General features: G+C 41.8%; 19 protein-coding genes, 1 tRNA gene and 1 other annotated feature. Of the genes, 17 read left to right on the top strand and 3 right to left on the bottom strand.

All coding sequences use genetic code 11. The features are described from left to right. The first annotated feature begins 9 nt into the window (after positions 1 to 9). The 13 genes from H8S37_RS05080 to udp all read left to right on the top strand — a co-directional run bounded on the left by H8S37_RS05080 (position 10) and on the right by udp (position 11,810). Positions 10 to 897, top strand: coding sequence for a carbohydrate ABC transporter permease (locus H8S37_RS05080; protein WP_186874925.1), 888 nt, complete (start codon positions 10 to 12; stop codon positions 895 to 897). Beyond that, positions 894 to 1,733 carry a carbohydrate ABC transporter permease gene (locus H8S37_RS05075; protein ID WP_186874924.1) on the top strand — a complete coding sequence of 280 codons (840 nt, stop codon included), beginning with the start codon at positions 894 to 896 and terminating at the stop codon, positions 1,731 to 1,733. The genes H8S37_RS05080 and H8S37_RS05075 overlap by 4 nt, the downstream gene beginning before the upstream one ends. Before the next feature lie 2 nt (positions 1,734 to 1,735). Beyond that, positions 1,736 to 3,094: a glycoside hydrolase family 32 protein gene (locus H8S37_RS05070; RefSeq protein WP_186874923.1), complete on the top strand. Its 1,359-nt coding sequence runs from the start codon at positions 1,736 to 1,738 to the stop codon at positions 3,092 to 3,094. After that, positions 3,091 to 4,527: a glycoside hydrolase family protein gene (locus H8S37_RS05065; RefSeq protein WP_186874922.1), complete on the top strand. Its 1,437-nt coding sequence runs from the start codon at positions 3,091 to 3,093 to the stop codon at positions 4,525 to 4,527. The genes H8S37_RS05070 and H8S37_RS05065 overlap by 4 nt, the downstream gene beginning before the upstream one ends. Continuing rightward, positions 4,514 to 5,614 (top strand): glycoside hydrolase family 172 protein, encoded by a 1,101-nt coding sequence (locus tag H8S37_RS05060; RefSeq protein WP_186874921.1) that lies wholly within the window; start codon positions 4,514 to 4,516, stop codon positions 5,612 to 5,614. Before H8S37_RS05065 ends, H8S37_RS05060 begins: the two co-directional genes overlap by 14 nt. 98 nt (positions 5,615 to 5,712) lie before the next feature. Then, positions 5,713 to 5,936: a binding site (T-box leader), on the top strand. 194 nt (positions 5,937 to 6,130) lie between these two features. Further along, entirely contained in the window at positions 6,131 to 6,817 is a 687-nt protein-coding gene (gene epsC / locus H8S37_RS05055; RefSeq protein ID WP_186874920.1) for a serine O-acetyltransferase EpsC, read from the top strand. Positions 6,818 to 6,845: 28 nt separating this feature from the next. Next, positions 6,846 to 8,252, top strand: a complete 1,407-nt coding sequence (gene cysS, locus H8S37_RS05050; RefSeq protein ID WP_186874919.1) for a cysteine--tRNA ligase — start codon at positions 6,846 to 6,848, stop codon at positions 8,250 to 8,252. Beyond that, complete coding sequence (locus H8S37_RS05045; RefSeq protein ID WP_186874918.1) at positions 8,237 to 8,689, top strand: Mini-ribonuclease 3; 453 nt, start codon at positions 8,237 to 8,239, stop codon at positions 8,687 to 8,689. The genes cysS and H8S37_RS05045 overlap by 16 nt, the downstream gene beginning before the upstream one ends. A 1-nt stretch (position 8,690) precedes the next feature. Next, positions 8,691 to 9,440 (top strand): 23S rRNA (guanosine(2251)-2'-O)-methyltransferase RlmB, encoded by a 750-nt coding sequence (gene rlmB / locus H8S37_RS05040; protein WP_186874917.1) that lies wholly within the window; start codon positions 8,691 to 8,693, stop codon positions 9,438 to 9,440. A 20-nt stretch (positions 9,441 to 9,460) separates the two neighbouring features. Further along, positions 9,461 to 10,072 (top strand): sigma-70 family RNA polymerase sigma factor, encoded by a 612-nt coding sequence (locus tag H8S37_RS05035; RefSeq protein ID WP_186875775.1) that lies wholly within the window; start codon positions 9,461 to 9,463, stop codon positions 10,070 to 10,072. Positions 10,073 to 10,097: 25 nt separating this feature from the next. Next, the gene (gene dtd, locus H8S37_RS05030; RefSeq protein ID WP_186874916.1) at positions 10,098 to 10,544 is read left to right on the top strand and encodes a D-aminoacyl-tRNA deacylase; all 447 of its coding nucleotides are present in this window, start codon (positions 10,098 to 10,100) and stop codon (positions 10,542 to 10,544) included. A 33-nt stretch (positions 10,545 to 10,577) separates the two neighbouring features. Further along, positions 10,578 to 10,985 (top strand): cytidine deaminase, encoded by a 408-nt coding sequence (gene cdd / locus H8S37_RS05025; protein ID WP_334298551.1) that lies wholly within the window; start codon positions 10,578 to 10,580, stop codon positions 10,983 to 10,985. A 39-nt stretch (positions 10,986 to 11,024) separates the two neighbouring features. Beyond that, positions 11,025 to 11,810 (top strand): uridine phosphorylase, encoded by a 786-nt coding sequence (gene udp, locus H8S37_RS05020; RefSeq protein ID WP_186874914.1) that lies wholly within the window; start codon positions 11,025 to 11,027, stop codon positions 11,808 to 11,810. 170 nt (positions 11,811 to 11,980) lie between these two features. Here udp and H8S37_RS05015 read toward each other — a convergent pair. After that, positions 11,981 to 12,053: transfer RNA gene (locus tag H8S37_RS05015), tRNA-Thr, on the bottom strand. A gap of 378 nt (positions 12,054 to 12,431) precedes the next feature. Here H8S37_RS05015 and H8S37_RS05010 point away from each other — a divergent pair. Together H8S37_RS05010 and H8S37_RS05005 are read left to right on the top strand one after the other, a co-directional pair. Beyond that, positions 12,432 to 12,761, top strand: coding sequence for a hypothetical protein (locus H8S37_RS05010; RefSeq protein ID WP_186874913.1), 330 nt, complete (start codon positions 12,432 to 12,434; stop codon positions 12,759 to 12,761). A gap of 16 nt (positions 12,762 to 12,777) precedes the next feature. Next, positions 12,778 to 13,476, top strand: a complete 699-nt coding sequence (locus H8S37_RS05005; RefSeq protein ID WP_186874912.1) for an NUDIX domain-containing protein — start codon at positions 12,778 to 12,780, stop codon at positions 13,474 to 13,476. A gap of 439 nt (positions 13,477 to 13,915) precedes the next feature. On the opposite strand, the gene H8S37_RS05000 is transcribed toward H8S37_RS05005, so the two are convergent. Beyond that, complete coding sequence (locus tag H8S37_RS05000; protein ID WP_186874911.1) at positions 13,916 to 15,376, bottom strand: sodium-dependent transporter; 1,461 nt, start codon at positions 15,374 to 15,376, stop codon at positions 13,916 to 13,918. A gap of 219 nt (positions 15,377 to 15,595) precedes the next feature. Between H8S37_RS05000 and H8S37_RS04995 the strand changes: the two genes are divergently transcribed. After that, positions 15,596 to 17,263 (top strand): glutamine--tRNA ligase/YqeY domain fusion protein, encoded by a 1,668-nt coding sequence (locus H8S37_RS04995; RefSeq protein WP_186874910.1) that lies wholly within the window; start codon positions 15,596 to 15,598, stop codon positions 17,261 to 17,263. 128 nt (positions 17,264 to 17,391) lie between these two features. Further along, positions 17,392 to 18,807 (top strand): MocR-like pyridoxine biosynthesis transcription factor PdxR, encoded by a 1,416-nt coding sequence (gene pdxR / locus H8S37_RS04990; RefSeq protein WP_186874909.1) that lies wholly within the window; start codon positions 17,392 to 17,394, stop codon positions 18,805 to 18,807. 62 nt (positions 18,808 to 18,869) lie between these two features. On the opposite strand, the gene H8S37_RS04985 is transcribed toward pdxR, so the two are convergent. Further along, positions 18,870 to 19,139: a hypothetical protein gene (locus H8S37_RS04985; protein WP_186874908.1), complete on the bottom strand. Its 270-nt coding sequence runs from the start codon at positions 19,137 to 19,139 to the stop codon at positions 18,870 to 18,872. Between the last annotated feature and the right edge of the window lie 124 nt (positions 19,140 to 19,263).

The following is a 19,263-nucleotide window of genomic DNA, read 5'->3' as shown; positions in this document are numbered from 1 at the left end:
GGAAAAATAATGAGGAAAAGGAATACATTCCGATATAAACTTGTTCTATTTCTGGTATTTGCAGGACCGGCAGCATTTTGTTTTTTAATGGTAATGATTGTTCCGTTTTTTTACGGAATATATTTGACATTCACAAGCTGGGATGGGATTTCAGCTGTAAAAGAGTTTGTAAATATAGAAAATTATTCCGCAGTATTTGCTGATAGCCAATTCTGGCGTTCTTTGCTGCTGACGGCGGTGTATTCGTTGATTTCGGTTGTCCTGGTAAATATTCTGGCATTTGTACTGGCGTATCTCGTGACAGGAAAAGTAAAAGGGCAGAATTTTTTTAGAGCAGGATTTTTTACACCGAATTTAATTGGGGGACTGGTTTTAGGATATATATGGCAGTTTGTGTTTTCCAGAGCGCTTGTTTGCGTTGGAACGGAGCTAGATATAGGAGTGCTGTCCACTTCTTGGCTTTCGGATCCATACAAGGCTGTTGCGGCGTTAATTATTGTCTCTGTTTGGCAATATTCTGGCTTTATGATGCTGATTTACATAGCTGGTCTTACAAGTGTGCCGAAAGATCTGATAGAGGCAGGGGTTATTGACGGATGTAATAAATGGCAGGTACTGAAAAATGTGATTCTTCCTCAGATGCGATCTTCTTTTGTCATCTGTATCTTCCTGTCTATAACCAGATGTTTTATGACGTATGACTTGAATTTGTCTTTGACGGAGGGAGGACCTTACGGGGCTACGCAGATGGCCGCGATGTATGTCTATCAACAGGCGTTTGTGTCAAAGGATTATGGAGCAGGGCAGGCAGAAGCGGTCATCCTATTTGCCATCTGTGCTGTAGTTTCTGTTATACAGGTGTATATTGGGAGAAAAAATGAGGAGGTTTTACAATGAAGAACCAAAAAAACAAATACGGTGTAAAATTTTGGGGACTTAGCATGGTCTTTCTTCTCTATATTCTTCCGTTTTTTATGGTAGTAATCAATTCTTTGAAGGAAAAGAAAGATATTATAAGAGCTCCTTTAGCATTGATCGGAGAACACGGTGTTACATTTTCAAATTTCGTAGATGCGGCTGAAAAGATGGATTTTTTTCGGGCACTGGCGAATTCATTATTTATAACAAGTATCAGCACCATATTAATTGTACTCTTTTCGTCAATGGCGGCATACATTATGAGCAGAAAAAACTGGTTAGCATGCAGAGGACTGTTTCTCCTTATGATTTTGTCGTTGGCGATTCCGTTTCAAGTATTAATGATTCCTCTGGTTTCAATCTATGGAGGGATTTTCCATATTTTAAATCATAGGACTACGCTGATATTTATGCATATTGGATTTTGTGTCAGCATGAGTAGCTTTTTGTTTTACGGGACTATTAAATCGACCATTCCGATAGAATTAGAAGAGGCGGCGAGTATTGACGGATGCGGACAGTTTCAAATATTCCGAAAAATTGTATTTCCACTTCTGAAGCCTACAATTGCAACGACAATTATTATCAATGCCTTAAACATATGGAATGATTATCTTCTTCCTAGTTTGATATTAACAGATAGTAAGATGCAGACACTGCCGATTGCTACTCGGGTATTTTATGGTGCATTTTCGGCTGATTTGGGACTTTTGATGGCAGCGCTTGTTCTTATGATAGTACCTATTCTTATTCTGTATTTATTCTTACAGAGACATATTATTGACGGTGTAGTTGCAGGAGCAGTGAAGGGATAGCTATGAATAAAAAAGAAATGATGAACAATTTTGAGAAACACAGGCCTATCTATCATTTTTCTAGTAAAAAGGGCTGGATAAACGATCCGAACGGATTAATCTATCATGGAGGGTATTTTCATTTGTTTTATCAGCACTATCCGGAAGGGGTTGTCCATGGGCCGATGCATTGGGGGCATGCACGTTCGAAACAACTAATAGACTGGGAAGAACTGCCGATTGCATTATATCCAGATGAAAAGGGAACAATTTTTTCAGGATGCATTGTGTATGACCAGGAAAATACAAGCGGATTAGGGAAAGAAACAGCTCCTTTGGTTGCAGTCTTTACGCAAAATCAAGAAAAAAATGGCCTTACACGGCAATATCAGAGTCTTGCTTATAGCACAGACGGAGGAATGACTTTTGAAAAGTACGCGGGCAATCCCGTGCTGGATTTGGGGTTGAGTGATTTTCGGGATCCTAAAGTTTTCTGGTATCCAGAGAAAAAAAGATGGATTATGCTGGCAGCGGTTTTAGACAGTATTTTTATATTCAGTTCAAAAAATCTGCGGGAATGGAAGAAAGAAAGCATATATTACACAGGAGATCTGGAAAAGAATGAAATTTGGGAATGTCCAGATTTGTGTCTGTTTAAAACAAGAGAAGGAATTCAAAAGTGGGTTTTGATTGTAAGCCAGAATACACTGGATTATAAAAAAACAGGTGTACGCTATTTTGTAGGAAAATTTGATGGAAAGAAATTCTATGAGGAAAATAGTGAAGAGGTGTTGTGGCTGGACTTCGGACGAGACAATTATGCCGCAGCTACATTTGCTGGTATTGAGGGAAGAATTGTACAGGTAGGATGGATGAACTGCTGGGCATATGCTCAAAAACTGCCAGAACAAGGGTTTAGAGGCAGCATGACCATTCCAAGAGAACTGTATCTTCTACAGACACCAATGGGGCTGAGACTGGGACAGATGCCGGTAGAAGAGGTAAAGGAATACCTGAATGTTTACAGATTGTCAGAGGGTACACTGGAGATGGACATTTTATTAGGCGCATTTCTTATTGATATACATAATGGAAAAGGGAAAATATGTCTGTCGAATAAAAAAGAAAGATTTATGATTGACATAGACTTTGACAAGCAATACATTGTAGTTGACAGGAGCAAATGTGGTGAAAATCTGGGAAAAGAATTTACGGAGACGAAAAACAGAAACTTTCATATCTCCAGGCAAAGGCAAATTCTATTGATTATAGACACAACAAGTGTAGAGATTTTTACAGCCGGAGGAGAAGTTGCAGGTTCTTTTCAGTATTTTTCCAAATATCCATTCCAGACAATCAAAGTACAGGGAGGTACATTGTGAAAGGAAACCATTACATTTTTTATACACCAGAAGAGCAGTATCCAGGTATGCCGCATGGGGAGATGTGCGGAGATTTGATGCCTTTTTATTGGGAAGGAAGATACATTTTTTTCTTTTTGTATAAATACTGCATCTATGCAACAGAGACACGAGATTTTGTACATTATACAAAGGCCAGGCTGGTGCTTCAAAACGGAAGTCCAGATGAACAAGACTGGCATGTGGCAACGGGAAGTGTATGTTATGCAAACGGGAAGTTCTATTTCTACTATACTGGTTTTTGTGAGGGAAATAGAAATGAAGAAGGAAAAAATGAGCAGGCGATTTTAAGGGCAATAAGTAAGGATTTATATACATGGGAAAAGGATAAAACATTTTGCTTCACGCCGGATATAAACCGCTTTGAAAACCTTCATTGGCGGGATCCACAAGTATTTTGGAATGAAGAAAGGGGAACGTATTCTATGCTGGTGACTGCGACAACGAAATATGGAGATTACCTGCGAAATGGCTGTACGGCGGTTTATGCTTCCGATGATGTATCAGAATGGCGGTTTGACGAAGTGATTTACTCTCCGGGAATATACCCTACCCATGAATGTCAGGATGCTTTTAAAATAGGAGATAAATGGTATCTTGTTTTTTCGACGTATAGTAAATGGTGGGAAACACGTTACAGGATAGCGGAACATTTTTCAGGTATGTGGGAGACGCCTCTTTTGGACGATATGTTTGATGGCAGAGAGTTTTATGCGGCCAAAACTGTTACAGATGGGGAAAAAAGATATTTGGTAGGATGGCAGGCAATTCGAAAAGATTGCAGAGATGAAAACCCCTTTGTTTGGGGAGGAAATGTGATTGTCCATGAGCTTGTCCAACGAAATGACGGTACATTGGGTGTGAAGCTGCCAGATAAAATAAGATCGGTTTTTAAAAGACAGATACAACTCTCTTATCGAAGAAAAGATGAGACATCTGGAGAAGCTTGCTTCCATGAAATATGCGGGGAAGGGTTCTGCTGGAGACAAATAGGAAATTTGAGTAAAACTATGCTTTTTGAAGGCGTAGTTTCCTGGAAGGAAGGAACACAGGCAGTGGGGCTGATGTTGCATACCGCTGGAAGCCGTCTTGAAAAGTGGTGCCAACTGCGAATCGAACCTTACCACGGAAGGATTGCGATGGAGAGATACAATCAGATAGATGGGGAGCAGATGTATGTGGATGAAAGAAGAATACAATTTAATAAAAATGAGGCGACCGTTTTGCTTCTGGTAAGCGGAAATATAATGTTGGCATATATAAATGATACAGCGCTAACTACTAGATGCTACAGTGTGTCAGACGGGGGAATCGGAATATTTGTAGAATGTGGAGAAATGCGATGGACAAAACTTGCCTTGTTGAAAGGAGAAGAGTCGGATGAACATATTTGATATAAGTGATGTGACACGAATTACAAAGGACAGAAGCCGAGCAGTAAATGCAGAAAATCCAACTGGAGAAAAAGGAAGTGGAGGAAAGGCATCTAGTTGTCTTGGAGCTTCTAGGAAAGGTTCTCCATGTATTCCTGAAATAAAGCCGGGGGAGACAAAGATACTTGCAGATATTTCTGGCCCAGGAATTATAAAGCATATTTGGATAACGGTGACGGATAAAATAAGTCCGGAAAATCGCTTTGTCCTTCGGGATTTGGTGCTGCGTATGTACTGGGATGATGAAACTCTCCCATCTGTGGAATGTCCACTGGGAGATTTCTTCTGCTGTGGTTTTGGACAGACATATTTTGTAAATTCTGTTCCGGTAGTGGTAGCACCTAGAAGAGGAATGAATATGTATTTTTCTATGCCTTTTCGTAAAAATGCCAGAATTACGATAGAGAACCAAAACACACAGAGTATTCCGTCATTCTTTTATCAGATTGATTATTGCTTGAAGGATGTACTGCCGGACAATATAGGATATTTCCATGCGCAGTGGAGAAGAGAAAAGCTAACCACACCTGGGAAGGATTACGTGCTGCTGGACAACGTAAAAGGAGCAGGCAATTATGTGGGAACGTTTCTGGCAATATCAGCTCTTGAACGGTACTGGTGGGGAGAAGGAGAGATGAAATTTTACCTGGACGGAGATAAAGAGTATCCGACGATCTGCGGAACGGGGCTGGAGGACTATTTTGGGGGAGCATGGAGCTTTGCGAAAATAGAAAATGGAAAGATGGAAGAACAGACTTTCTGTACTCCTTTTTTGGGGTATCCGTTTTATTCTAGGACGGATGAGGAAATACAGAGTGATTATCACAACCAAGACTGCCCTCCGATGAGAGCGTTGTACCGTTTTCATCTGCCGGATCCGATTTCTTTTTGTGAAGATATCAGAGTTACTTTACAACAGATAGGCTCTTGCCATAGCGGGATCTTTGAACGACAGGATGATGTGTCCTCTGTTTCCTATTGGTATCAGACGGAGCCGCATAAGCCATTCCCTAAATGGATGGCAGCAAAAGAACGATGGCCTAGATAGAGTGCCAGTAAAAAGAGGAAAGGTTGTTTGCAGCGGGAAATTCTGGTTGACAAAATGATAAAATTTGCATAAGATATATCTATATTCGGAAAATGCAGAGAAAGGCTGAGAACGAAAAGAGTAGCAGGCTTGAAGCTGCCAGAGAGGAACTGTCACCGGCTGAAAGCAGTTCTAAGGGGAGGGCTTGTGAAGTGCATTCGGGAGCTGATTCCGCGAAGGGGTACTGGTAGCGGAGTACGTATAGGACATACGTTACATGTCAGAAAGTGAAAGAAGAAATTCTTTTAATAGAGTGGAACCGCGGATAGACTTCGTCTCTAAATGAGACGGAGTCTTTTATTGTATAGGAAACTTCGTTCCCTATACAATAAAACCCTCTGGGGATGCACACTGCGTGCAAGTGGAAAATGGCTGTTGCCACAGCCGCGATTTGGCGCGAGAATGTGCAAAGCACATTCTAGTGTATAGGAAACTGTATTTTTCCGTGTTGTTTTAGACCAATAAGGAGGCCTTAAAGTGGGAATCATATCTTATATCAGAGAGGAAATTCAAGTCATAAGAGAACGTGACCCTGCAATTAAATCGAATATGGAAGTGTTGCTTTATCCGAGTTTTAAAGTAATACTTCGATACCGGATTGCGCATAAGCTGTATATAAAGAAGCATTATTTCCTGGCGCGGTGGATTTCCCAGAGAGCAGCGCGAAAGACTGGGATTGAAATTCACCCCGGGGCGACGATCGGCAAAGGGCTGTTTATCGATCATGGAAGCGGAGTGATTATCGGAGAGACGACGATCATAGGCGACAATGTAACACTATATCAAGGGGTTACTCTTGGTGGTACAGGTAAGGAGCAGGGAAAACGCCATCCTACCTTGGAAGACAATGTGATGGTTAGTGCGGGAGCGAAAATATTAGGCTCTTTTACAATCGGAGAAAATTCTAAAATCGGCGCTGGCTCCGTTGTGTTGGAAGAGGTTCCGCCTGACTGCACGGTTGTTGGAGTTCCAGGACGTATTGTCCGTATGGGAAATAAGAAGGTACCCCGCAGTGACATGGATCAGATTCATCTGCCGGATCCGGTGTTGAATGACATTCGTTCCTTACAGGCAGAGAATGAAAAAATGCACAGCCAGCTCATTGAAATGCTCAAAAAGATGAAATGCATGGAAGAAGACGGCTATGAGTGCGGACAAAAATAGAAAGAGATAAGAAGAGAGGAGATACAAGATGAAGCTGTATAATACAATGTCAAAAAGAAAAGAAGAGTTTGTTCCTCTGGAGGAGGGAAAGGTAAAGATGTACGTCTGCGGCCCGACTGTCTATAATTTTATTCACATCGGAAATGCCAGACCTATGATTGTGTTTGACACAGTGCGCAGATACTTTGAATATAAGGGATACGAAGTAAATTTTGTGTCGAATTTTACAGATGTGGACGACAAAATCATTAAAAAAGCGATAGAAGAAGGCGTGACGGCAGAAGAAATTTCGAAGCGTTATATTGCGGAGTGTAAGAAGGATATGGAAGGGATGAATATTAAACCGGCTACAAAGAATCCGTTGGCGACAGAGGAAATTTGTGGAATGGTAGATATGATCCAGACATTGATCGAAAAAGGGTATGCATATGAGAAGAATGGAACGGTTTACTACCGTACACGTAAATTTAAAGAGTATGGAAAGCTGTCTCACAAAAATTTAGATGACCTTCAATCCGGAGGACGTTCCCTTCTTGTGACTGGAGAGGATGAAAAGGAGGATTCTCTTGACTTTGTGCTCTGGAAGCCGAAGAAAGAAGGGGAGCCGGCATGGCAGTCTCCATGGGGAGAGGGGCGGCCTGGCTGGCATATCGAATGTTCAGAGATGTCTAAAAAATACTTAGGAGAGCAGATTGATATTCATGCAGGCGGAGAAGATCTGGTATTTCCGCACCATGAAAATGAGATTGCGCAAAGTGAGGCGGCGAATGGAAAGGAATTTGCAAAATATTGGTTGCACAATGCCTTTTTGAATATTGACAATCGTAAAATGTCCAAATCTCTTGGGAACTTTTTTACAGTGCGGGAGATCAGTGAAAAATACGATCTGCAGATTTTACGGTTTTTTATGTTGAGCGCGCACTACAGAAGTCCATTAAATTTCAGTGCAGACTTGATGGAAGCGGCAAAAAGCGGGCTGGATAGAATTGTAACTGCGGCAGAAAATCTGCGGTTTTTAAAGGAAAATACAACACGAAGAGAAATGTCAGAGATAGAAAAAGACGCTTACGCAAAAACTCAGGAATTTGTAGATGGGTTCGAGAAAGCAATGGATGACGACTTTAACACTGCGGATGCTATTGCCTCTGTATTTGAACTGGTGAAATATATTAATACCACTGCAAATGCCTCTTGTTCTGCGGAGTATCTGGCGTGCCTGCTTGACAGACTGGCAGTGTTGACGGATGTACTTGGAATTATAACAGACAAGAAAAAGGAAGTGCTGGATGAAGAAATAGAAGCTTTGATCGCCGAGAGACAGGCGGCGCGAAAAGAAAGAAATTTTGCGCGTGCAGATGAAATCAGAGATATGCTGCTTGCAAAGGGGATTATTTTGGAAGATACAAGAGAAGGAGTAAAATGGAAAAGAGCATAAAACAAGGACTGGATTTTTATATAGAAAAGATTCTTGATATAGGGAAAATGGATGTGGAAGTATATTCTCCTTTAGCGCTTGCCTATATTGGTGACTGTGTCTATGATTTGATTATTAAAAGCTGGATTATGAGCAGAGGAAACAGGCAGGTTCATAAAATGCATGAAGAAACAAGCGAATATGTGAAGGCTTCTGCACAGTCCTTGATGATGCGTACAATGCAGGGATATTTAACCCAGGAAGAACATGCGGTATACCGGCGGGGAAGAAACGCAAAATCGGTTTCTCCCGCTAAAAACCAGTCTATTACAGATTATAGAAGAGCGACAGGATTTGAGGCTCTTGTAGGGTACCTGTATTTAAAGAAGGAATATCAAAGACTAACGGAGCTTGTAAAAATCGGGCTGGACAGCCTTGAGGGGAAGGAAGAAAAGTAAGATGCCAAAGAAGGAACATACACTTTTATTAGAAGGGCGCAATGTAGTGCTGGAGGCATTCCGATCTGGAAAGCCGATTGACAAAGTATTTATTTTAGACGGATGTCAGGACGGACCGGTCAGAACGATTGTAAGGGAAGCGAAAAAGAGAGATACACTTCTTAAGTTTGTCAGCAAGGAAAGGCTGGCACAGCTGTCGGAGACGGGACAGCACCAAGGAGTGATTGCCTATGCTGCGGCATATGAGTATGCGACGATAGAGGAAATGTTTGAACTGGCCCAAAAGCGGGGAGAGGATCCATTTTTTATTTTATTAGACAATATCGAAGATCCGCATAATTTGGGAGCGATTATCCGTACGGCGAATCTTGCAGGAGCGCATGGAGTGATCATACCGAAAAGAAGGGCAGTGGGGTTAACCGCAACAGTGGCAAAAACGTCGGCGGGCGCCCTGCATTATACTCCTGTGGCAAAGGTGACGAATCTTGCAAAAACAATAGAGGATCTGAAAAAAAGAGGAATGTGGTTCGTATGTGCGGATATGGACGGAGAAATGATGTACCGGCTGAATCTCAAAGGCCCAATCGGGATGGTTGTAGGCAGTGAAGGAGAAGGTATAGGACGTCTTGTAAAAGAGAAGTGTGATTTTGCAGCAGGTATTCCAATGAAAGGGGATATCGATTCGCTGAATGCATCTGTCGCGGCAGGAGTGCTTGCCTATGAGATTGTCAGACAGAGGATGCTGCAGTGAAAAGAAACGGAAAGGAAAGCATGGGAAAATATGAAAAAATCCCGGACGAGCAGCTTATTAAAAAGCTGCGGGCGGGAGAGAGCGACATCATGGATTTTATTATGGTGAAATATAAATCAATGGTAAGGAAAAAAGCCAGAGCAATGTATCTTCTTGGAGGAGAGAACGAAGACTTGATTCAGGAGGGAATGATCGGGCTGATTAAAGCGGTAAGAGATTTTGATGAATCTCAAGGGGCTTCGTTTTTCAGCTTTGCGGAATTATGTGTTTCGCGTCAGATGTATACTGCGATTGAGGCATCAAAGAGAAAGAAACACCTGCCTTTGAATTCCTATGTATCTTTATATGAAGAGAGTGAAACAGAAGGAGAAGGAAAGAAGCTAGCCCTGATAGACACGATTGAGCCGGAGCAGGAGAATAATCCAGAGGCGCTGTATTTCGGAAAAGAATATACAGAAGCGCTGATAGAAGATTTGAAAGAAAATTTAAGTACTTTTGAAAACCATGTTTTGTATCTGCATCTCATGGGAACAGACTATAAAACGATTGCAGAGCTTTTGGACAAAAGCCCGAAAGCAATAGATAATGCGCTTCAGAGGATTAAAAACAAGGCAGAAAAAATGTTGAGATAAAGGAAAATCAGGAAGGAGAAATACGGTGAGATTTGTAATACAAAGGGTGACGGAGGCGTCTGTTTCTGTGGAGGGAAATGTGATTGGAGAAATCGGCAAGGGTCTTCTGGTTCTGATAGGGGTAGCGGAGAGCGATACTTGCGATATAGCAGATAAACTTGTAAAAAAACTGATCGGACTTCGGATTTTTGAAGATGAAAACGGAAAGACAAATGTATCCCTGTCAGATGTAAACGGCAGTCTTCTGCTCGTTTCCCAGTTTACACTTTATGCGAACTGTAAAAAGGGAAACCGTCCCAGCTTTACAGAGGCAGGGAATCCCCAAAAGGCGGAAGAACTATATACGTATATAATAGAAAAATGTAAAAAAGAGGTTCTTTGTGTACAGACCGGAAGGTTTGGGGCAGAGATGAAGGTAAGCCTGGTAAACGACGGCCCGTTTACTGTTCTGCTGGATTCTGAGAATCTGTAGCCGCCTGGTTATCAGAAAGGAAAGACAGTAATGATAGAAGAGAAGAAGATTTTTCAGTTAATAGAATCCGCTTTGGAACAGAGAAAGTTTTCCTATGCCCCATATTCTGGCTTCCGCGTGGGTGCGTCTTTGCTTGCCGAAGACGGAACGATATATACAGGCTGTAATATTGAAAACGGAGCATACAGTCCGAGTAATTGTGCCGAGAGGACCGCTTTTTTTAAAGCAGTAAGTGAAGGAGTGAAAGAATTTCAGGCAATCTGTATTGTGGGAGGACCAGGAGAGGAAAATCCGAAGGAGCTGTGCCCGCCGTGCGGAGTATGCCGGCAGGTGATGTTGGAATTCTGTAAACCCGATTTTCAAGTAGTTTTGGCGGCAAACAGAGAAAAGTACCAGATTTTTACATTGGAGGAATTGGCTCCGATGGGGTTTAAGCTATAAGAAACAGATATGACAGCAGGATAGAAAGGAGAAATGAAAATGGTAGATTACACAGAGGGGGCGGGAATCCAGTATCATATAGGAACAAAAAAAGAGGATGTGGGGAAATATGTAATTCTTCCCGGCGATCCAAAACGGTGTCAAAAGATAGCGCAGTATTTTGATGCTCCTGTGCTAGTGGCGGACAGCCGGGAATTTGTCACTTATACAGGGACGCTTGACGGAGTCAGGGTCAGTGTCACCAGCACAGGAATCGGCGGTGCCTCCGCCTCCATCGCATTGGAAGAACTTTGCAACTGTGGCGCGGATACTTTTATAAGAGTAGGAACCTGTGGCGGTATGCAGACAGAGGTTTGCGGAGGAGATTTGGTGATTGCTACAGGAGCTATACGGATGGAGGGGACAAGCAAAGAATACGCCCCTATTGAATATCCAGCGATTTCAGACTTAGAAGTGACGAATGCACTTGTCAGTGCTGCAAAAAAGGGAGGCATTTCCTATCATACCGGAGTGGTACAATGTAAAGACTCTTTTTACGGACAGCATCAGCCGGAAAAACATCCTGTTGGGTACGAGTTGCTGGAAAAGTGGAACGCGTGGCTTCGTATGGGGTGCATGGCTTCAGAGATGGAGTCCGCAGCGTTATTTATTGTGGGCGCATACAGGAGAGTAAAAGTAGGGTCTGTATTTTTGGTTGTGGCGAATCAGGAACGGGAAAAACAAGGACTTCCAAATAAACAGGTGCATGATACGGACAGTGCAATCAAAGTGGCAGTGCAGGCAATCCGGGAGCTGATTTGGGAAGAAAAGCAGAAGGGTGTTTAAAGACAAAATATGTCTGCTATCAGGAAAGGTGAGAAGATGATAAGGGAAACCTTATCTGGTTTATGGCAGGGGAGTAGTGCATCATTTCATGACAGAAAAGGAGTTGATCCATATAAAGAATCAACTCCTTTTCTATAGTCAGATTTTTACAAAAAAACTCTCCTTTATAAAGCTGCCTAGCGGACTTGAACCGCCGACCTCCGCCTTACCAAGGCGACGCTCTACCTACTGAGCCAAGGCAGCTTGTGTACAATAAAATACGGCTGTACGCAACGATATAAATATACAACAAAACACCTAGTGTTGTCAAGAAGTTTTGTCAGGTGTCCTGTAATTTGAAGTAACAGTTCAGCTATACAGTGTGCGGAAGCATAAAACATGCTTGCATGTTTTTGCGAGCGTACATCTGTATGAGCTTAAGCGCCCGTCAATGAGTAAAACGGTGGCGGCAGCCACGATAAGCACACAGTGCGGTTTTACGAATGGCGCGGGCTGAACTGTTACAACTTGAAAAATTCAGATAAAAATGCCACGATTTTTTACAATTAGATAAAATGTCGAAGATATGTGGTATACTAGATATTAAGTTTGAGGTGTAAAAAGTACGGTTGGATGAAGAATATGAGGATACCGCGAAGAGAAGAATTAGTGCCGCTTCATAATGCACTGAAAGAACTGCTTATTTTTCTGGAAAGAAATAAGAAAGCGAAAAGACCGCATTTTTGTCGTTTTCTGGATGCAATGAAGAATAATATTGAAATAGGGATTCACTTTGAGCTAAAGGATGTAGAAGGATTGGGCAAATTATTGGTAAGAGACTGGTCAGCTGCTAATAACAGGCTGATTGGAATTCCAGATTACTGTGTTTCTCTGGAAAAAGCGAGAAAGAATGGAGATGAAATTGTTCGTTTCATAAGCCTTACGGAGAAGGTAGGGCAGTTTTTTAAATAGGAGAGGGGATGTTCACATGCCAGCATTTTTAAAGGATATTTCTGCATTTTATGGGACTGGAGAAAAAAATGAGAATGGGCAGACATTGGAAGAGTTCCTAGAGAACTATAATCCATATAAATACAAGACGCCCAGCTGCACGACAGATGCAGTGGTGTTAGCTTATGAGGGGAAGCAGATTAAGAGCATAGAGGAATTAGAGCTTCTGCTTGTGAAGCGTAAGAACCATCCAAGTATTGGTTTTTGGGCGCTTCCGGGGGGCTTTGTCAATCTGGAAGAAAACTTAGATGATACAGCACGCCGGGAATTAGAGGAAGAAACAGGGATACACAGAATTGCTATGGAGCAGATAGGTACCTGGGGCAATTGCAACCGAGATCCAAGAGTACGGGTAATAACAACGGCCTATATGGCGATGGTAAAGAAAACAGAGGTGAAGGTGCAGGCAGGGGATGACGCCGCGGCTGCTCTATGGTGGAAAATCGGGCTAAAAGAAACAGAACATATTGAAAAAGACGGATGGAGCCAGACAGAATATCTTCTTCAATTAGAAAATAAAGAACAGGAAATAAAAACAGCGGCGGTCGTAGAAAAAAAAGAGAGAACAGGGCTCATTCGTGAACAAAAGCTTTATGTCAAAGAGCAGGGAGAGATTGCCGTAGATCATGCGGCGATTATTGTACAGGCATTGTTAATATTAAAGCAAAGAATATAAATTTAACTGACAAAGTGCCTTCCGAATGGCGGGGTAAAAACTTCTGACTGGAAGTGACAGCAAAAAATACTGTGTCAGATAAGCAGGGCATTGACAAGGAGCGCTCCGAATACAGTTCGCCTGGTTCTTAGTGCAGAAGCATTTGCGTGTTCCAATGGACACACAGATGCTCTGTGCTTAAAACCACTCGAACGGATGAGGTAAAGCGGGTCCTGCCCTGTGTTCTGATACAGTGTTTTTTGTGTACCTTCTATTAAAACTTTTCTAACAGACAAGGAATGCATTTTGTCAATTTCCGCAGTGCCAGCTCAATTTCGCATATGCTCCATTTCGCTATCGGCAGTCGCCGAATGAAAAGAAGCAGACAAACTTCTGTTTACATGCAAGCATGACACAGAGTTTGCCTGTTCTTTTCGCACTGCTTGTTGCTTCGTTAAATTTATATTTTTTTCTTTTTTTGGCTGACAGCCAGTATCATAAACAGGAAGGAGAAGGCAACCAGCATCCATATGACAAATACGGACGTACTTTGTTTGCTGAACATGTCATAATATCCTTTCAGGTAAATGATGACAACAATCCAGGGAAGCACATAGGTCATATAACCGCGGACAAATTGAGGAAATTTTAAGCCTTCCCCAGAATTTGCTTCTTGGATAAAGTTATCCCATCCCCAGCCATTCTTATGCGTACAGAAAAGCAGATATACAACAGAACCAAGAGGAAGGATGTTGTTGGATACGAGGAAATCTTCCATATCCATGATCGTAGTGCCTGCTCCGAGGGGCTGAAATCCGGATAACAGATTAAATCCCAGAATACAAGGAATACTTAACAAAGTGATCAATATGATATTGATTCCCACAGATTTTTTTCGGGTGAAATGGAATAAATCCATTCCAAATGAGACGATATTTTCAAATACGCCGACGATCGTGGAGAGAGCGGCGAAGAATAAAAACAAAAAGAATAAGGCACCCCACAGACGACCTCCTGGCATCTGTGCGAAAATATTCGGCAGAGTGACAAAGACGAGACCGGGGCCTACATCCGGTTCTACGCCAAAAGCAAAGCAGGCTGGAATTACAATTAAGCCTGCGGTGAGCGCCACGAAGGTATCAAGAAGGACAATGCTCAAAGATTCTCCCGTAAGAGAACGGGATTTGTCCAGATAACTGCCGAAGATTGCCATACCGCCCATTCCAATACTCAAGGTAAAGAACGCCTGACTCATAGCGCCGAAGATAACATTTCCGATGCCGTTTGCCTTCATTCTTTCAAAATCAGGTATAAGATAAAATTTGAGACCTTCTGCAGAACCGGATAAGGTGACAGAGCGCACGGCGAGAATGACCATAATGGCTAGCAGACAGAGCATAGTGACTTTCATAATCTTTTCAACGCCCTTTTGCAGCCCAATGTTACAGATTCCAAATGCAATTAGAATTACGATGACTGTCCAGGACAAAAGGAGTCCTGGGGTCTGTAGCATGGATTCATATTTTTGTGTAACTTGCACTGCATCTACATTTAGAAATTCTCCTTTTGCCATGCGGAAGCAATAATAAAGCATCCATCCGCCGACACAGGAGTAGAACATGACAAGTATGTAATTTCCGGCGATTGCAAACCAACGAGTGTGGTGCCAGCGTGAATACAGCGGCTCCAGTGTATTGTAGGAGGTGGCGATGCTTTTCTGGCTGGCACGCCCTACACTGAATTCACAGACAATGATCGGCATACCAAGGATAATAAGAAACAAAAGATAAATTAAAATGAATGCAGCGCCACCATATTTACCCGTCATGTACGGAAATTTCCATACATTTCCAAGCCCTATGGCGCATCCGGCTGAAACAAGAATGAACCCAAGACGGGAACCAAATTTTTCTCTTTTCATATAAGTAGTCCTTTCCAATCAAAATACAAATCAGGAACTTTAAACACCAGTATAAAGCCGCAGTAACTTATTCAGTATACCATAGATAGGGAGAAAGGGAAATAAAAACAATTAAGAAACATCAAGTGAAACAATAAGAAAGGTCAAGACAGACCTTGTGAAGCCTCTTTTTTTATGGTAAGATTAGTGGCGTAAAAGTTCGAATTTTAGGAGGAAATTATGGAAAATGAAACCGTTTCAAAAAATTTTATAGAGCAGGAAATAGATAAAGATCTGGCAGAAGGTGTTTATGACCACGTCTGTACTCGTTTCCCGCCGGAACCAAACGGCTATCTTCATATCGGGCATGCAAAGTCCATACTTTTAAACTATGGGCTGTCACAGAAGTACAATGGAGAATTCCATATGCGTTTTGACGATACAAATCCGACAAAGGAAAAGGTGGAGTTTGTAGATTCCATAAAAGAGGATATTAAATGGCTGGGGGCAGACTGGAAGGAACATCTGTACTTTGCATCCAGTTATTTCGAAAAAATGTATGAATGTGCAGTAAAGCTGATAAAAAAAGGAAAGGCATATGTCTGTGATTTATCTCCGGACGAGATTAGACAGTATCGTGGGACACTGACAGAGCCTGGGAAAGAAAGCCCATACAGAAACCGAAGTGTAGAAGAAAATCTGGAGCTTTTTACTGCGATGAAGGAAGGCAAATTTCAGGACGGAGAAAGAGTTTTAAGAGCAAAGATTGATATGGCATCCCCGAATATTAACATGAGAGATCCGATTCTCTATCGTGTGGCGCATATGCACCACCACAATACAGGGGATGCATGGTGTATTTATCCGATGTATGATTTTGCGCATCCGATAGAGGATGCCATTGAGGGAATTACCCATTCTATATGTACGCTGGAATTCGAAGATCACAGGCCATTATATGACTGGGTTGTAAAGGAATGTGAATTTAAAAATCCTCCGCGGCAGATTGAATTTGCAAAGCTGTATTTGACAAATGTAGTGACAGGAAAAAGATATATTAAAAAACTGGTAGAAGACGGTATTGTAGACGGCTGGGATGATCCGCGCCTTGTCTCTATCGCCGCACTTAGAAGGCGGGGCTTTACACCTGAATCTATTAAAATGTTTGTGGACATGTGTGGGGTGTCCAAAAGCCAGAGCTCTGTAGATTATGCGATGTTAGAATACTGTATCCGAGAGGATTTGAAGATGAAAAAACCAAGAATGATGGCAGTGTTAGATCCAATCAAGTTGGTGATTGACAATTATCCGGAAGGGCAGGTAGAATATCTGGACGTTGCAAACAATCTGGAGAATGAGGAACTGGGCAGTCGGAAAGTTCCGTTTTGCAGAGAATTGTATATTGAGAGAGAGGATTTTATGGAGGAGCCTCCAAAGAAATATTTCCGGCTGTTCCCGGGAAACGAGGTTCGTCTGATGCATGCATATTTTGTGAAATGTGAAAGCTTCGTAAAAGATGAAAACGGGAATATTACAGAAGTACACTGTACGTATGATCCAGAAACGAAAGCAGGCAGCGGGTTTACCGGCAGAAAAGTAAAGGGAACCATTCACTGGGTGCCGGCTCCCTATGCGAAAAAGGCAGAAGTACGGCTGTATGAAAATTTGATTGATGAGAAAAAGGGCGTTTATAATAAGGAGGACGGTTCTTTAAACCTAAATCCAAATTCTTTGAAAATTATAAAAGATGCATATGTAGAGCCAAGCTTTGACGGAACAAAAGCGTATGACAGTTTCCAGTTTGTAAGAAACGGGTATTACTGCGTGGACGCGAAAGATTCTGTACCGGAGGCTCTCGTATTTAACAGGATTGTCTCTTTAAAAAGTTCATTTAAGCTGCCAAAATAGTGAAAATGAGAAGATAAAAGAAGAAAATTGGCTGATTTAAGAGACGAAATGGCAGGTGTCTTTAAAATGGAAGGGCAGCCTGCCTTGTTTTTATAAAAAGTGGCTTGGTTTAGAAAGGAAAAATAAATATGAACGAACTGACCATTCATCTGCATCCTAATTCAAAAACTCCCTTATATGAACAGATTTATGCTTATATTAAACAGGACATACAAGAAGGAAGAATAAAAAGCGGGGAAAGACTGCCATCTACAAGGCAGCTTTGCCGGTATTTAGAGGTGAGCAGAAGTACTGTAGAGCTTGCCTATGAGCAGCTTTTGTCAGAAGGGTATGTAGAAGCGCAGCCATGCAGAGGATATTATGTCTCCGAGGTGGCGGGATTGTACAGGCTAAAGCAGCCTGTAAAAATAAGAGGAGAAGAAACGAAAAAAAAAGAGACACAATATATGTATGATTTTACGCCAAATGGAGTAGATTTAAGAAGCTTTCCTTATAATGTGTGGAGGAAGCTTTCCAGGGAAAGCCTGGGGGATGATAAAGCAGAATTATTTCGTCTGGGAGATCCGCAGGGTGAATATGGGCTCAGGAGTGCGATTGGCAGCTATCTTCATCAGGCAAGAGGGGTCAACTGTGAGCCGGAGCAGATTATTGTGGGAGCAGGGAATGACTATCTTTTGATGCTTCTGACTACAATCATAGGAACAGCGCATAAGGTAGCGTTGGAGAATCCAACATACAGACAGGCATACCGCCTGTTTAAAAACCTTTCCTATGAGGTTTGTACGGTAGATATGGATGCAAAAGGCATGTGCATTTCAGAATTAAAGAAGTCAAAGGCGGATATCGCGTTTGTCATGCCTTCTCATCAATATCCTTTGGGAATTATTATGCCGATCAAGAGGCGGATGGAGCTGCTAAAATGGGCGGAGGAGGAAGCGGGGCGTTATATAATTGAAGATGACTATGACAGTGAATTCCGCTATAAAGGAAAGCCGATTCCGGCGCTGCAGGGATATGACGTACATGAGAAAGTAATTTATACAGGGACGTTTTCCAAATCGATTGCTCCGGCAATTCGAATGGGATATATGGTTTTGCCAAAACCGATTTTAGAACTGTATACAGAGAAATGTCGGTTTTTAAATTCCACAGTGTCTAAAGTCGATCAATTGATTTTGCAGAGATTTATAGAAAACGGATATTATGAGAGGCATCTGAATAAAACAAGGGCGCTGTATAAAAGCAGACATGACACACTTCTCAATTGCCTGAAGGAGACAAAAATAAAATGCAGCATTTCAGGCGAAAATGCAGGAGTGCATCTTTTGCTTCATTTTTCAGATATGGAAGAAGCAGTACTGATAGAAAAAGCGGCGCAAAGAGGAATAAAGGTATATGGGCTTTCTGAATATTTTGTCGGAGACAGGAAAGAAAAAGAAGAGCAAATGCGAAAAAAAGAGGCGGTGATTTTGCTGGGATATGCGAATATGGGAGAACAGAAAATACAGGAGGCTGTAAAGCTGCTTAAGGAAGCGTGGGAATGAAGTCAGATAAAAGGCGATGTTACAGACAGAAATACTGTATTTGTAACATCGCCTTTGACATATTAAACTTCCTTCTGAGTATCAGATTCTTTTTCTTTTGAAGCTTCTTCTGTATTTTCTTTTTCATTTTTCTGAAGTGAAACATATTCCCTGTCAGAAACCGGTTTTAAATCAACATCTAAATCAAAATCCTCATCTTCTGTAAAATCAGAATCATCTCCGGCTAAACAATCGTCGTCTGAACAATTTCCCTTACAGAAATATGCAATAATAAGTCCGATTGCAGTACCGACGGCAGCCAGAACCAAAAAACATTTTAAAAACTTTTTCAATGTGGCGGTCTCCTTTCTGTCAGATGACTGCCTGCCTATAAAAGCAAAGACAGGTAAATCAATATTTATTGTAATACGTTTTTCGCATAAAAACAAGGCTTGATAACTTTTATTTTGCAAATAG

This window comes from Mediterraneibacter hominis (genome assembly GCF_014287475.1).
Taxonomy (GTDB): domain Bacteria; phylum Bacillota; class Clostridia; order Lachnospirales; family Lachnospiraceae; genus Mediterraneibacter; species Mediterraneibacter hominis.
Note: the sequence above shows the minus strand (reverse complement) of the source record. Positions and strands in the feature narration are given on the sequence as shown.

Bases quoted from the DNA above. Each gene is read 5' to 3' on its own strand.
- H8S37_RS05080 (WP_186874925.1), top strand. From the start codon at position 10: ATGAGGAAAAGGAATACATTCCGATATAAACTTGTTCTATTTCTGGTA.
- H8S37_RS05075 (WP_186874924.1), top strand. From the start codon at position 894: ATGAAGAACCAAAAAAACAAATACGGTGTAAAATTTTGGGGACTTAGC.
- H8S37_RS05070 (WP_186874923.1), top strand. From the start codon at position 1,736: ATGAATAAAAAAGAAATGATGAACAATTTTGAGAAACACAGGCCTATC.
- H8S37_RS05060 (WP_186874921.1), top strand. From the start codon at position 4,514: ATGAACATATTTGATATAAGTGATGTGACACGAATTACAAAGGACAGA.
- cysS (WP_186874919.1), top strand. From the start codon at position 6,846: ATGAAGCTGTATAATACAATGTCAAAAAGAAAAGAAGAGTTTGTTCCT.
- H8S37_RS05045 (WP_186874918.1), top strand. From the start codon at position 8,237: ATGGAAAAGAGCATAAAACAAGGACTGGATTTTTATATAGAAAAGATT.
- rlmB (WP_186874917.1), top strand. From the start codon at position 8,691: ATGCCAAAGAAGGAACATACACTTTTATTAGAAGGGCGCAATGTAGTG.
- H8S37_RS05035 (WP_186875775.1), top strand. From the start codon at position 9,461: ATGGGAAAATATGAAAAAATCCCGGACGAGCAGCTTATTAAAAAGCTG.
- udp (WP_186874914.1), top strand. From the start codon at position 11,025: ATGGTAGATTACACAGAGGGGGCGGGAATCCAGTATCATATAGGAACA.
- H8S37_RS05010 (WP_186874913.1), top strand. From the start codon at position 12,432: ATGAGGATACCGCGAAGAGAAGAATTAGTGCCGCTTCATAATGCACTG.
- H8S37_RS05005 (WP_186874912.1), top strand. From the start codon at position 12,778: ATGCCAGCATTTTTAAAGGATATTTCTGCATTTTATGGGACTGGAGAA.
- H8S37_RS05000 (WP_186874911.1), bottom strand. From the start codon at position 15,376: ATGAAAAGAGAAAAATTTGGTTCCCGTCTTGGGTTCATTCTTGTTTCA.
- H8S37_RS04995 (WP_186874910.1), top strand. From the start codon at position 15,596: ATGGAAAATGAAACCGTTTCAAAAAATTTTATAGAGCAGGAAATAGAT.
- pdxR (WP_186874909.1), top strand. From the start codon at position 17,392: ATGAACGAACTGACCATTCATCTGCATCCTAATTCAAAAACTCCCTTA.